The sequence below is a fragment of the Bacillus sp. S14(2024) genome, assembly GCF_050473785.1.
GTDB classification, from domain to species: domain Bacteria; phylum Bacillota; class Bacilli; order Bacillales; family Bacillaceae_G; genus Bacillus_A; species Bacillus_A yunxiaonensis.
In genome coordinates this window covers 4,018,653-4,032,065 of the sequence record NZ_JBFLUP010000006.1, presented here as the reverse complement: position 1 = coordinate 4,032,065, position 13,413 = coordinate 4,018,653, and the positions used below count along the sequence as shown (strand labels likewise).

The following is a 13,413-nucleotide window of genomic DNA, read 5'->3' as shown; positions in this document are numbered from 1 at the left end:
AATATTTGACTAGTTTGAATTATTCCACATTTCTATATAGGTGTCAAACATTTTTTATGAAAAAACTTCCTCATAAAGAGGAAGCTTAATGTGGTATGAATACTAACTGATAAGCGAATAAAATACCGAATACGTATAAAAGCGGATGAACTGCACGAAATTGACCTTTTGCCATTTTCATAAGCGGGTATGAAATGAAGCCGAGCGCAATACCTGTTGCAATGCTTGATGTAAGCGGCATGGTTAAAATAACTAAAAATGCTGGGAAAGCTTCATCAAATGTATCCCAATCAATATGACGAACTGTGCCCATCATTAAACTACCAACAATAATTAATGATGGAGCTGTAATTGCGGCAACACCAGATACTGCGCCGACAAGCGGGCCGAAGAATGCAGCTACTGCAAATAATATCGCAACAGTTAGTGTTGTTAAACCTGTACGCCCACCGGCAGCAACACCAGCAGAAGATTCGATATAAGCAGTCGATGGTGTTGTACCGAACATTGAGCCAATCGTTGCTGAGATAGAATCTGAAAGAAGGGCACGACCGGATTTTGGAAGTTTACCATCTTTCATAAACCCGCCTTGCTGTGCAACTCCAAGTAATGTACCTGTTGTATCGAATAATGTTACAAGGAGGAGCGAGAAGACAACACCGTATAATCCATAGTTAATAACGTCAGAAAATGCTGTAATTGGATTAGAAACAATCACGCCTTCAGGTAAACCTGGCAGAGATGTAATTCCGTTTGAAAATGTTAATTGACCAGTAAAGTAAGCGATAACTCCCGTTAATAACATACCGATAAATAATGCACCGTTCACGTTTAAAGACATAAGTACTAATGTAATACCGAGTCCAGCTAATGCAAGTAAAACAGGCGGAGAGTGAAGATCTCCAAGCCCAACTAAATTGGAGGGATGTTTCGTAACGATGCCTGTCAGACGTAAGCCGATAAATGCGATAAATAAACCGATACCAGCTGTAATTGCATGTTTTAAGTTTTCAGGAATAGCTTCCATTAATTTTGTACGGAAAGAAGTTAATGATAGCAAAATTAAAATTAGACCTGCTACGAATACAGCAGAGAAAGCAATTGCATATGTCATACCTTCATGAGTTTTTACAACAGAGTAAGCAAAATAAGCATTTAATCCCATTCCTGGTGCAAGTGCAATTGGTAAATTTGCAAAGAATGCCATAAATAATGTTCCGACAACAGCAGCGATGATTGTCGCTGTAAATGCTTGTTCAAATGGAACGCCTGCATCACCAAGGATGACTGGGTTTACGACAATAATATATGCCATTGTTAAGAAGGTAATAATACCAGCCATAATTTCAGTTTTAATAGAAGTTTGATGTTTTGAAAGGTTAAACATAAAAACATCCTTTCTTTTTACGAATAATTTACACAACAGTTATATATAATATTCGTTATTTTGTTTTTTGGCAAGAGGTTTACATAAAAAAACTTACATTTCTCTTTATTTTATGTAGAAATTTCGAATATTAAAGGTCTTTTTTACGTATATATTTCGCTTTTGTAAGAATAAGTATATTTTTTGATTTGGCACATCATAAGAAAGAGATATGATAAGGAGGTTTTTTCTATATGACGCAACAAGAACAACCAAAGAAAACATTGCCCCCGCAGCATCAAGAGAAACAGCCGGGTATTGAGAAAATCATGAATCCACGCCCAAAATGTATAGATGAGAAGTATAAAGGGAGCGGGAAGTTGCAAGGGAAATACGCACTTATTACAGGAGGAGACAGCGGAATTGGCCGAGCAGTAGCGATTGCTTTTGCAAAAGAAGGCGCGAATATAGCAATTGCTTATTTAGATGAACATGAAGATGCAGAGGAAACGAAGCGTTGGGTAGAAGGGCAAGGTGTACAATGTTTTTTATTTCCGGGAGATGTAAGTGATGAACAGCATTGTCAGCAAGTTGTAGCGGAGGCTGCAAAGCAATTGGGAGGTTTAAATATTGTTGTGAATAATGTTGCTCAGCAATATCCGCAGCAAGGTTTAGAGCAAATTACAGCAGAGCAGCTGGAAAAGACATTTCGTGTTAATATCTTCTCGTATTTTTATATAACAAAAGCAGCACTAGCTCATTTAAAACAAGGCGATACAATTGTGAATACTGCTTCCATTACGGCATACGAAGGAAATGAGCAGTTAATCGATTATTCAGCAACAAAAGGTGCGATTGTCTCCTTTACACGTTCATTGGCAAAATCGCTAGTTCCAAAAGGTATTCGTGTTAACGGAGTTGCACCAGGTCCCATTTGGACACCCCTAATCCCGTCAAGTTTTGATAAGAAAAAAGTATCGGAATTTGGCAGCAATGTACCAATGAAACGGCCAGGACAACCATCTGAGTTAGCGCCAGCATATGTGTATTTAGCTTCTGATGATTCTACTTATGTTTCTGGACAAATACTTCATGTTAATGGCGGCGTTATTGTAAACGGTTAGATGGTATTGGACTAGCTGGTGGACCGACTATTTGCATGTCGGAGGGTCTTTATATTGTGTCGAAGCGCCGATAAAGTGAAACTTCCATCAGTGGGAGGTTTTATCCCCACTGGTGGAAAGCTCTCATCAATCGGGGGGCGTATGCCAGCAGTTATCCTCCACCTACCCTCCACCTACCCTTTTCGCCTTTTTTGGAATCTTGAGGTGGCGGCTTACTGCCCGCGAATAGCGGGATAAATGTACTATTTCCGCCGATATTTTTAAGAGCGCGTAAAAAAGAGACTGACCTTTAAGGTCAACTCTCATTCATAAGAATTGAATTTATAGTAAAAACTAAATGAACCACATAGCATATTATGGTGAGATTTCAAGGAGAATGTGGAGGTGACATTGATGAAAAAAGCATGTTCACTTACATTATTATTTCTTTTCTTATTTTTATATGTACCAATTGTTTCTGCTGAGAGAACAGATCATTTATTACTTATAAATTTAGTGACAAACCAACTATCTTTTTTCAAAGATGGAAATTATGTGCGAACTTTTTCTGTAACAACAGGAAGGGCAAGCACTCCTACGCCAGAAGGAACATTTTGCATTATTAATAAATATAAAAATAAAGCATATCACAGAAAAAATATTCCGGGCGGTGCACCTAATAATCCACTCGGCACTAGGTGGATGGGCTTAAATAAAAATGAATATGGGATTCATGGGACAAATCGTGAATGGTCGATTGGCAGTCGTCAGTCAAATGGATGTATTCGTATGTATGATCGAGATATTCAATGGCTGTATGAACGAGTTCCATTACAAACGAAGGTAATTATTGCTCATTTTCATACATCTCCTGAATATGCAGCACATAAATTTGGATACCGGGTTGTCAGTTGGAATGGAAGAGTGGTAAAGGAAGAGCAAATTGGTAAGATTAGGACGATAGATCAAACGAAAATATATTGGCAAGAACCGAACGGGCAATTTACAGCAGTTAAAACAGTATTACCAAATGAAGTATATCCTGTGTATTCGCAAAGAAAAAAAGGACTGTATTACATAGGGAATAATTTATATATTATGGATGAAAAAGAAACAATGGTAAGGTACGAACAAATTCCTTATTCTGTACTGAGTGATATATACAAACGAAAATATGAAGTGGAATGAAGTGAAACTTCCATCAGTAGGGGTTTTACTGCCCGCGAATAGCGGGGATAAAGGGTACCGCTGGGACAGGGTATCCTTTTTTTACGCAACAAAATCCCTCTCTGAATATAATATTGTAAAGCTGAGGGGGACATATGCTATGCAAAATGGAGACAGTAAATTTGCATTTACAATTTTTTTAATTACACTTTGTTTATTTGTTATATATTTGTTTGTTTCATTTATTTTTTCTATGTACATTCCATATATAGACTTATTATTATTAGTGGGATTTGTATGGGCATTTGTTGAGGCAAGAGAATGTGGAAATGATATATATCGATGGGTTACATTATTTGGTACGGTTTTTATTGTTATTGTATATATTTCAATGATGCATGCTTCCTGGAAACAGGGGGTTATTTTATTATAAAAGCGTACGATTCATCGTACGCTTTTATCCCGCTACTCGTGGGCAGTTGTTTTAGTATCTTGGTTGAAAGGTATGGCAACATGTTTCTACACTCGTTGTTGCCGAGCTTTCTATCGTTTGTCCAGATAATATTGTATCTGTAAATGACTCGTCCGCTGATTGTATAGATTCTTGAGAGTCAGGTTGAACGAGGATGGCATTTGCTTGACAAAAGTTACCTTGTCCCCAAAATGAGCAGTTGGAGACAGAACATCGTACTTCTGGCATAGGATCCCCTCCTTATATAAGTAGTGTGAGATTTTTGTACTCACTTCATGTATAAAGGAAGTTTCCTTTTCTTGTTACTTCTTGTTTGCAGTAAACCATTCTTTAAACTTGTCTTTCGGTTGTTCTCCATCAATACGGCTTACTTCTTTGCCATCTTTAAAGCGAATAATAGTTGGTGTACCTTCAATTTTAAATTCGTCCCATACAGCATTTGGTTGATTTTCTAAGTCAATGACTTTCATATCGATATTCATATCTTTTGCCATTGGAACAATAATCGGTGATACTTTTTTACAATGTACACAGTCTGTTTGGTAGAAGTAAATCGTTTGATCTTTCTTTTCTGTTATATTTTTTCGGAGATCTTCTAAAGAAATTTTATTTGTATAGTAGTCTGTTGCATTCTCTTGTTTTTGTTCAGTTTTTGTTACTGCAAAAATAGCGATTAATAAAACGACGACAATGCCGCCAAAAAGAAACATTTTCTTCATTATTTCATCTCCTTATTTGTTTTTAGTAAAAGAAAACTGCAGATGGCAATAATTACAAAAGCAGTTAGTGCTAGAAATGGAATTGTGATAAAGCCAAACCAATTAATATACTCTCCTGTACAAGGAACCCGCCCACATACTGCTCCAGCTTCTGAGAAAGCAGGTATCTTTTGAATAGCATAATGATATAGCGAGATACAGGCACCGATGCTTGCGATTGGTAAGGAATATGTGGCAATGCGGTAATCTTTGCGTGCGACTGCAATGCCAAGTAGTAACACAAATGGATACATAAAGATACGTTGGTACCAACATAATGTACATGGTTCAAATTTCATAATTTCGGAAAAATATAAGCTTCCGAGTGTAGCGATAAACGAAGTTCCCCAAGCAGTAAATAACAAAGTTTCTTGTTTTTTTTCGCGATCCATTCTTTATACCTCTCTTATAATAGTTACATACAAAATTATAGTACGAGAAGGAGTGGAAAAGAAAGAGAAAACATTCAACAAAATAAAAGTTTTTTGCGCTGAAAACTTGGAAATAAAAAAACAAGGTGATGTACACCTTGTTTTTACTTGGTTTTAACGACTAACAGCTTTCGTTGAATCGTTAAAAAATTTTTGAATTGCTTCTTTATTTTTTTGTGGGTGAAGCTGTAATACTGACCCGGCATGCTCGTATGTGTTTGGTTCATATCCATTTGCCACTGGAATGCGCATTGTTTCCATCTTTTCAATAGGATGAAATAAAACGTTGCTACCGAGTGAAAACAATGTTTGAGTATCCATACTAGTGTGGATATAAGGGAGAAGGTCTTGTATGATCATAGGTAATTGGAATACACCGTCTACGGATTGAATTTTTTCGGTAAAGGTTTTTTGCAGAGCTTGCAGTACTTCTTGTTGGCGCCCGACACGTCCGAAGTCACTTTCAGCATCATGACGGAAACGTGCATATTTTAGCAATTCTTTTCCATGTAATCGTTGGGATCCAGGTTGTAAATGTAATCCCATATCATCGATGATTGTTTGCGTTACGTTTACGGTAATTCCTTCTGGGGCAACGGTATCTACAATTTTTTCGAATGCTGCAAAGTCAATTGTAACGTAATGTGATACATTGATTCCGAAATTATGTTGAATGGTTTTTCGTAATAATTCAGGACCTCCATAATAGTAGGCGGCATTAATTTTATTATATTTTTTATCATAGGTAGGAATTTCTACGTAGCTATCACGCATAATGGAAGCGAGTTTTACGGTTTTTTCTTTTTTATTGTATTGTGCAATCATAATTGTATCAGCTCTAGCTTGTTTTTCTCCGCGAGAATCATTTCCGATAAGTAGTACGTTAAATGGTCCTTGCTCGTTTTTATCTCCATGAAATGGTTGGAAGTGTTCCGGATTATTTTGTTTGGATGATTTTTGGCAGCCAATCATAAATAATGCAATAATTAAAAATAAGTACATATGTTTTCTCACATGATCACGTCCATCTACGTAATATTCATTATGTATTATGAACGATGATTTGGAAAAATATACAAAAAGCTATCCCAGTGCGTAGGGATAGCTTTTTATGTTAGTAAGAGCCCGATTGATGAGAGCTTTCCATCAGTGGGGATGAAGCGCCCCCACTAATGGAAGTTTCACTTTATCTACATATGAACTTGCTCTACTTGTTCCGCTTGTTCTGTATATGTTTTTTGCGTTGCATGATCAATATATTGAAACAAAAGTTGGAGTTTTTTATCAACTTCTGATAAATCTTTACCGTATTGATAAGCATGCAGAAAGTGTTCAATTCGTTTCGAAAACAGCTCATCTTCTGTTTGTACCATAAGTACAAGCAGCTTCTCCCAATTACAGCAATACGTGTAATAGAGAGCTTTATCGTAGTCGGTGTATGTGTGCATGGTGTACCTCCTTAGTGAGGAGTTATATATAGTTTGTGACGGAAAAGAAGAAATACACTTGAAAGAATTTGTTAACAGAATGTTATAGGAAAGAAAAGGAAATATGTTTATAATGAATAGTAAGAATATTATGAAAATAGAGAGACGGAGAGGGTGAGTCAATGAGTCAAAGGTTACTAAAATCGGTTGATGAGCGAGCGATTCAAGTATGGAGATTAACGGCATTTTCAATCAATATTCTTGTTTGGATTGCTTATGGCGGAGCGATATATTGGCTTGACGCATTTCGAAGTATGACAAACTTACAACTCTTATTTCTTTGTTTTTTTGGTGGACATGCTATCTTTACAATTGGTATATATCCAAAGCTTAGATGGAAGAGGTGGCGCTATATGATACGCGGGCAGGAGGTTGACTTACAGCGAGGTGTATTTATCACAGAGAAAACATTAATTCCTATGATTCGTGTGCAACATGTAGATGTAAGGCAAGGCCCATTTTTACGTTATTACCAATTAGCATCAGTGGATATTACGACAGCAGCGGCAACTCATACAATTCCAGCGATTGCATATGAAGATGCAGAATATTTACGGGAGCAACTTTCTACTTTAGCGCAGGTGGCGGTTGCCGATGTATAGAAGAAATAGAATTCATTCGTTGTCAATCCTATTGTCAGTTGTGAAACATGCATCGGCATTATTTCCCCTTTATCTTATTTTCTTATTTAAGTTTCGCAATAGCTTACCGTTTTCTATTTTGATAAATACGATTATTTTTAGCTTTGTGCCTTTGTTTATTCTTATCTGTATTGCTTGGATGCGTTGGTATCGATTTACATATACGATTACTGAAGAACAAGTAATTCTTGAGAAAGGATGGTTAAATCAAAAACGAAAGTACATTCCGAAAGAACGAATTCAGGCAATTCATGAATCACAAAATATAATTCATCGTTTGTTTGGGTTAACGGAACTGCAAATTGATACGGCGGGAAGTAGGGAAGGAGCAGAAGTAGTATTACAAATCATTACAAAAGAAGAAGCGAGTCATATTCAAGAGCAGCTTTCTGAAAGAAAGAGAAGGAAACAAGAGGATATTGCTGTGCTGCCAGTATTCACATTATCGAATAAAAAGACGTTTCTATATGCGGCTACATCAGGCAGTATTGGGTTTGTATTTTCGGTGCTGCTTGGTATTTATACAGAGATAGATGAGTACGTTTCGATTCATTTTAAGCTAGAAAATTTTCAGTCACAAACACCTTCTTTTTACGGAGAAGTTGCAATTGCGGTTCTTGCAGCGGGATGGTTACTCGGTACGTTGCTTGTATATCAAAAATATCATGGATTTACAGTTGTGAAACAAAAGGATGACCTTGTTATTACGAGGGGATTATTTGAGAAGAAAAAACTTATCGTTCCGCTTAATCGTATACAAGCAATTAAAGTAGAGGAAAATATAATTCGGCAATGGCTTGGTTATGCTACAATTCGTTTTGTGAGTGCAAGTTCGAAAGAAGAAGAATACGCAGGTTTTCGCCTTGTCTGTTTTCCGCTCGTAAAGCGAAGTCATATTCCATATTTATTGCAGCGTTATTTTCCTGATTATCGAGCTCCGTCTTCGTTTCAACATTTACCAAAGCGATCATTTGAGCGCTATATGATAAGAGTTATTGTGCCTGTTCTTTTATTCATAGCGATTACATTACCTCAAACTGCAATGGTAAAATATGCAGCACCTATTTTTCTTATTGTTGGCGCAGTCTTAGGTTATCGGAGATACTATGATGCGCGTTGGTGTATTACGGGAGAGCAACTTACTGTTATATATCGCCGTATTGGAAGAATAACGGTGTATACAAAAAAAAGTCATATACAGGCGTTAACGGTTTCCAAAACATTACTTCAAGAACCATCAGCGTTATGTAATGTGAAAATATGTGTGAAATCGGGTGCGAAAAACATGACATTTCGTATAAAAGATGCAGACGATACAGTTGGAACTTCGCTTCGGAGATGGTATTCTTACGAAAAAGAGAGTGATTTCGCATAAAAAACGAGGGATTATCTCCCTCGTTTTTTATCATGCTATTCTTGGAGTAAGCCCTTCACTGATGGAAGCCTCACTTTACCCCGCTATTCGTGGACAGTAAGCCCTACCTCGAGGGTGAGAGAAAAGCGAAGAAGATAGGTGGGGGACAACTGTCCGTAAAAGCCCGATTGGTTCGACTAACCATCAGTGGGGGATAAAGCCATCCCACTGATGGAAGTCTTACTTTATTCTTTTGGCATTGGAGTAGGTGTTGGTTTCGCATATCCTTCCTTATACTTATTATCGATGTATTTTCGAATTTCAAGCGGTGATTTTCCCTTGTCTTGTAATCTTGCTGATTCTAGCGCAATCTCTAGGCAGTTTACACAAGTTGTTGCATGAGAGTCCCAAACAACTTGACCATTTTTTTTGATTTCACGAATGAAACAGTCTTTATTGCTTTTATGTCCGACGCTTTCACCGCATCCACAGTAACATGGAATCCATTGAAGTAATTCAGCGTGTTTTGCTGCTATAGCGTAAACTTGTTTTATTTGTGCATCGTGTCCAGATAAGAAAGAAGGGAGCGTATCGATTCCTTTTGTTGTTTCGGCGATATCCCTTTGTTCTTGGTGATGTTCATGTGGTGAAGTGGAGGAACTTGTTTCTTTTGCTGGTTGTTTATGTTCATGTGATGAAGTGGAAGAACTTGTTTCTTTTGCTGACTGTTTATCTTCAGTATTCGTGCAGCCTATCATTGTAAAGGCAAGTATTCCTGTCATGCTGCATAATAAAAGCGGCTTTCTCATCAACATTTCTCCTTTATTTTAATTTTACTAAAATTGTAACAAACTTCCCAGTTGTTTCCTATGAGGAAGTGTTATTTTTCAACCGATAGCAAAAGTAGTGCCAAACAAAAAGGACAGGTATATAAACATATATTAAATACAATCCAATTTTAGAAGTATACGTATTTAATGTGTTGATGGATTCACGGTTCATAAAAAATAAGGAGCTAATATAAATGATTCCAATAAATATTGGAAAAGCAACTCTAAATGGTAGCTGAAAAGAACGATGTGCAGCTTGGCAAGAAGCCCATGTTGTTAAGCAAAGATTCGGTAAAATGATGAGAAACCAAAGGAAGATAACTACGTATTCAAATCGTTGAATAAAAGGAATTTTAATGATTTTAAACATCGTTAATGTCCCCCATACTGTATGCTGCAGCAGGCCCTCACTGAAATAAACAAATGATAGCAAGGCTACAAGCACATATAGAAAGGTTGTAAAAAAAATGCTAAAATGTGCCCACCGCTTTACGCCTTTCCCTTTTTCAATAAGTGGATAAAACATGAGTAATGCTTCAAATCCTAGAAATTCTAACGAAGCCTGCTTTGTCGATAACATAATATCGGAAAAAGAGTGAGTAAAAACAGGTAAAATATTGCGGAAATGAGCGTATTTAAGTGGGAAAACGAAAAAGGAAAGTATTAAAAGAGGCAAGATAACGCCCCAAAAACACATGCCTGTTATAGAGCGAAATCCTCCGCTTAAAATGTAGTACACGACGAATAAAATAATAAGCCCGACTTGCCATAATTTTATAGTAGGGAATACCCATACTTGAACAACTTCAATATATGTTCGAAAAATAGTAAGGCAAGATAGTCCGTAATATATCATAAAGAATATTGTAAAGACTTTACCTAGCCATTTTCCGAAGCATGTAGTATGAATGTTAATTAAATCATTATCTTTTTCAAGCATTTGAAGCATACAAAATAAAACGAAATGCGTAATGATTCCCATGATAATAATGGAAATCCAAGCATCATAGCCAGCATGTTTAATAAGAATACGCTGAAAGCCTAAAATTCCCACTCCTATTTGAAGAGAGTGAATTAAAAAAAACGTAAAATAAGGAGAAACCGTAAATTCTTTGCTAGGTAGATTCATTTTTTTCTCCTCCTCATTCTCCGATTCCAGATTGTACAATGTTGACTTTTGCTTTTACAGCAACATTCATAGATGGATACATGTTTGAAAGTTGTTCCATATTCCATTTTCTAGAGTGACTTCTAATTTGATCACGAACTCCAAGTGGATCTATGTTTTTATTTTGAAATTGACGAATGAGCGCTGTTACATGCTTCTCAATATTTTCTTGTAATTGTGCTTCAATATAAGAAATATTTTTAGGGTTTTGTAAATTAATCCAGCTAGGGAAATCTTTAATTAAACCATTTAGTTTTACTTTAATTTCTACTTTAGGTGAAGAATTGTTATCTGTAATATGATAGGTGCTGTTTCCCGATAAGCTGTGAATGACAGCAACACCTTTATTTTTTCCTCTTTGTATATTCATTTCGTATCGGCCATTTTTCATTGGATTCATGATTAATTTGATTAAAAATGAGTCTTCATTATTCGTATACATCATAATTTTATCTTTTTTTAAAAATGCAAGGCCTTGAAGAGAAGCGGAATCTTCACCGTCTATTCGGATATAGGGAAGAAAAGGATCACATCCAAATGAGAAATAATTATATAGAAAAACGTGTAAATTTGTTGTCGGTATACTTTCGTTTGCAACATTTTGATCAATTAGTTCTGATAAATATAGAGATCCGTTTTTAATCGTATGGTTTAGTAATTGTTCTGCTGTGCCATCTACAATTGCAATTTGTACATCTCGCCCAATATTCGGATCGCGTTGCAAGTTTCCAATTATATTTGAAATTCCCTGTTTAGCTAAACTTGATCCAAATGCAATCATTCGTGTTTGACCTACTACTAGCTTGTGAGGAGATTTGGCAGCTAAATTAGCTGCCACTACTTCCCCTGAGCGTCCGACTGATGATAATATTTTTGGGGGTTTATTTTTCCCAAGATTGTAAACAGGGTATAGAATCGTTCCTTTAATTTTGTTGTCTTTAGTTAAATCAAACCCAACAGTATGAACAATTCGCATTTCATCTACAACTTGTGATTGTGCACAACTAGAAAGAAAAAATGGTAAGCCTATAAGGAATGGAAAGAAAAAGTGTCTCATGTTTTGTCACCATTCTGTTTTGTTTTTGCTTTCTTTGGATTAAAGCGCCAGTCTAATTTTGGCCTGAGGTAAGAAGGGCGCTTTGCTGACATACTGAACGGATAGCGGACAAATGCTTCCGATGAATCAATACCCCTAAATGGATAAAGTGGTAATAAGTAAGGTGAACCAAGTGATTTTAAATGAATTAAGTGAGCTAAAATAAGAGTAAAACCAATTATTAAACCGAGACCACCCATCATACCAGCTAATATAATAAGTGGAAAGCGTAGGATACGAATCGTGCTAGACATTTTAATTGTTGGTGTTGTAAAAGCAGCGAGTGCTGATAGAGCAACAGCAATGAGTAAAATTGTACTTGTCAAAGCAGCCTGCACTGTTGCTTGCCCGATGACAATGCCACCGACGATACCAAGCGTTTGTCCAATCTTTGGCGGTAAGCGTGCTCCTGCTTCTCGTAATAATTCAATCGTAATTTCTAAAAAAAGAACTTCTAATACAGGTGGAAAAGGGACATTTGCTCTAGAGAAAATAATAGGGCCTACTAAATCTGTTGGAATCATTTGATAATGATATGTTAAAACAGCTGTATAAATCGCTGAAGAAAAAATAGAGAATAAAGCTCCGAAAAATCGAATAAAACGAAAAAATGATCCAATAATCCACGGCAAATAATAATCTTCTGGTGAAACAAAGAAGTCAAGTAAATTTGTTGGACCGGCCAAAACATAAGGCGAACCATTTGTTACAATGATTATTTGCCCAGCTATTAATGCGTATATAGCGCGATCTAAGCGCTCTGTAGATAACAGAAGCGGAAAGAGTGAATTACTATTATCACTAATAAGTTGTTCAACTAATGTTGCGTCAAATGGAACATCAAAATCAATATTTTGTAACCTTTGCACTACAGTGTTGACATGTTGTTCATTTGAAATTCCTTCGAGATAACCAACAACGATTTGTGTTTTTGATATAGACCCAACTGTAACTTCTTTAAAGATAAGGTTTTCTGTTACAACGCTTTTTCTCAATAAATGAAGATTGACATCGAGACTTTCAACAAATCCAACTTTCGGTCCAATAACACTATATTCATTTTCAGTATCATTATATATACGGCTGCCTGGAACGGTACTTTCGGCACGAATTAGAGCATAATCATCCTTTTGTGAGACATTTCGAAGCTGTATTAATATAAATCCCCCTAATAATTTTTCACGAATATCTTCTATAGAAGGAGATAAGATAATTTCTTCAATCGGAACAATGTTAGATAAATCTTCTATTTTTTCAATGTTTGCTAGCTGTTCTTTTATAGGAGAAAGAATAAAACGCTTTAGTACAAGTTCTTCTGATACGGATTTGATATAAAATATACGTAAACTCCCATTGTCCGTTATGTTGAAATGCAGAAAATCCATAGATTGTTTCATCTTTTCAATAAATTCTGGTATGGAACAATTATTTTTGTTATTCTTTTGTTGTTTTTCCTCTTTTTTTCCGAATGGTAAACGAAACATAGGGTTCACCTCTTTCCGGTTTAGAAAATACCTCTGTTAGTTTTTAGAAATAAATG

15 protein-coding genes are annotated in these 13,413 nt (G+C 36.2%); 5 read left to right on the top strand and 10 right to left on the bottom strand.

Going from position 1 to position 13,413, the window contains the following annotated elements; genetic code table 11:
• Positions 1–85: 85 nt before the first annotated feature.
• Complete coding sequence (locus tag AB1279_RS20410; RefSeq protein ID WP_429752114.1) at positions 86–1,387, bottom strand: NCS2 family permease; 1,302 nt, start codon at positions 1,385–1,387, stop codon at positions 86–88.
• 233 nt (positions 1,388–1,620) lie between these two features.
• Between AB1279_RS20410 and AB1279_RS20405 the strand changes: the two genes are divergently transcribed.
• The 3 genes from AB1279_RS20405 to AB1279_RS20395 all read left to right on the top strand — a co-directional run bounded on the left by AB1279_RS20405 (position 1,621) and on the right by AB1279_RS20395 (position 4,069).
• Entirely contained in the window at positions 1,621–2,490 is an 870-nt protein-coding gene (locus AB1279_RS20405; RefSeq protein ID WP_429760693.1) for an SDR family oxidoreductase, read from the top strand.
• A gap of 393 nt (positions 2,491–2,883) precedes the next feature.
• Complete coding sequence (locus tag AB1279_RS20400) at positions 2,884–3,657, top strand: L,D-transpeptidase (protein WP_429760692.1); 774 nt, start codon at positions 2,884–2,886, stop codon at positions 3,655–3,657.
• 139 nt (positions 3,658–3,796) lie between these two features.
• On the top strand, positions 3,797–4,069 hold the full coding sequence (locus AB1279_RS20395) for a hypothetical protein (RefSeq protein ID WP_429760690.1): 273 nt from the start codon (positions 3,797–3,799) through the stop codon (positions 4,067–4,069).
• A 51-nt stretch (positions 4,070–4,120) separates the two neighbouring features.
• Here the strand turns inward: AB1279_RS20395 and AB1279_RS20390 are convergent, their stop codons facing one another.
• From AB1279_RS20390 to AB1279_RS20370, 5 genes are all read right to left on the bottom strand, one after another.
• The gene (locus AB1279_RS20390) at positions 4,121–4,336 is read right to left on the bottom strand and encodes a DUF1540 domain-containing protein (protein WP_429752108.1); all 216 of its coding nucleotides are present in this window, start codon (positions 4,334–4,336) and stop codon (positions 4,121–4,123) included.
• A gap of 74 nt (positions 4,337–4,410) precedes the next feature.
• On the bottom strand, positions 4,411–4,827 hold the full coding sequence (locus AB1279_RS20385; protein WP_429760688.1) for a thioredoxin family protein: 417 nt from the start codon (positions 4,825–4,827) through the stop codon (positions 4,411–4,413).
• Positions 4,827–5,258, bottom strand: a complete 432-nt coding sequence (locus AB1279_RS20380; protein ID WP_429760686.1) for a disulfide oxidoreductase — start codon at positions 5,256–5,258, stop codon at positions 4,827–4,829. Before AB1279_RS20380 ends, AB1279_RS20385 begins: the two co-directional genes overlap by 1 nt.
• A gap of 153 nt (positions 5,259–5,411) precedes the next feature.
• A complete protein-coding gene (locus tag AB1279_RS20375) occupies positions 5,412–6,311 on the bottom strand; it encodes an LCP family protein (RefSeq protein WP_429760685.1) in 900 nt (299 codons plus the stop codon).
• Positions 6,312–6,487: 176 nt separating this feature from the next.
• Positions 6,488–6,745, bottom strand: coding sequence for a YhdB family protein (locus AB1279_RS20370; protein WP_429760683.1), 258 nt, complete (start codon positions 6,743–6,745; stop codon positions 6,488–6,490).
• A gap of 161 nt (positions 6,746–6,906) precedes the next feature.
• On the opposite strand from AB1279_RS20370, the gene AB1279_RS20365 reads away from it, so the two are divergent.
• The gene (locus AB1279_RS20365; protein WP_429760681.1) at positions 6,907–7,386 is read left to right on the top strand and encodes a PH domain-containing protein; all 480 of its coding nucleotides are present in this window, start codon (positions 6,907–6,909) and stop codon (positions 7,384–7,386) included.
• Entirely contained in the window at positions 7,379–8,800 is a 1,422-nt protein-coding gene (locus AB1279_RS20360) for a PH domain-containing protein (protein ID WP_429752096.1), read from the top strand. Before AB1279_RS20365 ends, AB1279_RS20360 begins: the two co-directional genes overlap by 8 nt.
• Positions 8,801–9,024: 224 nt before the next feature.
• On the opposite strand, the gene AB1279_RS20355 is transcribed toward AB1279_RS20360, so the two are convergent.
• From AB1279_RS20355 to AB1279_RS20340, 4 genes are read right to left on the bottom strand one after another with little or no spacing between them, the layout of a single operon-like run.
• Complete coding sequence (locus tag AB1279_RS20355; protein ID WP_429760679.1) at positions 9,025–9,588, bottom strand: PCYCGC motif-containing (lipo)protein; 564 nt, start codon at positions 9,586–9,588, stop codon at positions 9,025–9,027.
• A 58-nt stretch (positions 9,589–9,646) separates the two neighbouring features.
• On the bottom strand, positions 9,647–10,738 hold the full coding sequence (locus tag AB1279_RS20350) for a GerAB/ArcD/ProY family transporter (RefSeq protein ID WP_429760677.1): 1,092 nt from the start codon (positions 10,736–10,738) through the stop codon (positions 9,647–9,649).
• A gap of 13 nt (positions 10,739–10,751) precedes the next feature.
• Complete coding sequence (locus tag AB1279_RS20345; protein WP_429760675.1) at positions 10,752–11,834, bottom strand: Ger(x)C family spore germination protein; 1,083 nt, start codon at positions 11,832–11,834, stop codon at positions 10,752–10,754.
• Entirely contained in the window at positions 11,831–13,357 is a 1,527-nt protein-coding gene (locus AB1279_RS20340; protein ID WP_429760674.1) for a spore germination protein, read from the bottom strand. The genes AB1279_RS20345 and AB1279_RS20340 overlap by 4 nt, the downstream gene beginning before the upstream one ends.
• Between the last annotated feature and the right edge of the window lie 56 nt (positions 13,358–13,413).

Bases quoted from the DNA above. Each gene is read 5' to 3' on its own strand.
- AB1279_RS20410 (WP_429752114.1), bottom strand. From the start codon at position 1,387: ATGTTTAACCTTTCAAAACATCAAACTTCTATTAAAACTGAAATTATG.
- AB1279_RS20405 (WP_429760693.1), top strand. From the start codon at position 1,621: ATGACGCAACAAGAACAACCAAAGAAAACATTGCCCCCGCAGCATCAA.
- AB1279_RS20400 (WP_429760692.1), top strand. From the start codon at position 2,884: ATGAAAAAAGCATGTTCACTTACATTATTATTTCTTTTCTTATTTTTA.
- AB1279_RS20395 (WP_429760690.1), top strand. From the start codon at position 3,797: ATGCAAAATGGAGACAGTAAATTTGCATTTACAATTTTTTTAATTACA.
- AB1279_RS20390 (WP_429752108.1), bottom strand. From the start codon at position 4,336: ATGCCAGAAGTACGATGTTCTGTCTCCAACTGCTCATTTTGGGGACAA.
- AB1279_RS20385 (WP_429760688.1), bottom strand. From the start codon at position 4,827: ATGAAGAAAATGTTTCTTTTTGGCGGCATTGTCGTCGTTTTATTAATC.
- AB1279_RS20380 (WP_429760686.1), bottom strand. From the start codon at position 5,258: ATGGATCGCGAAAAAAAACAAGAAACTTTGTTATTTACTGCTTGGGGA.
- AB1279_RS20370 (WP_429760683.1), bottom strand. From the start codon at position 6,745: ATGCACACATACACCGACTACGATAAAGCTCTCTATTACACGTATTGC.
- AB1279_RS20365 (WP_429760681.1), top strand. From the start codon at position 6,907: ATGAGTCAAAGGTTACTAAAATCGGTTGATGAGCGAGCGATTCAAGTA.
- AB1279_RS20360 (WP_429752096.1), top strand. From the start codon at position 7,379: ATGTATAGAAGAAATAGAATTCATTCGTTGTCAATCCTATTGTCAGTT.
- AB1279_RS20355 (WP_429760679.1), bottom strand. From the start codon at position 9,588: ATGAGAAAGCCGCTTTTATTATGCAGCATGACAGGAATACTTGCCTTT.
- AB1279_RS20350 (WP_429760677.1), bottom strand. From the start codon at position 10,738: ATGAATCTACCTAGCAAAGAATTTACGGTTTCTCCTTATTTTACGTTT.
- AB1279_RS20345 (WP_429760675.1), bottom strand. From the start codon at position 11,834: ATGAGACACTTTTTCTTTCCATTCCTTATAGGCTTACCATTTTTTCTT.
- AB1279_RS20340 (WP_429760674.1), bottom strand. From the start codon at position 13,357: ATGTTTCGTTTACCATTCGGAAAAAAAGAGGAAAAACAACAAAAGAAT.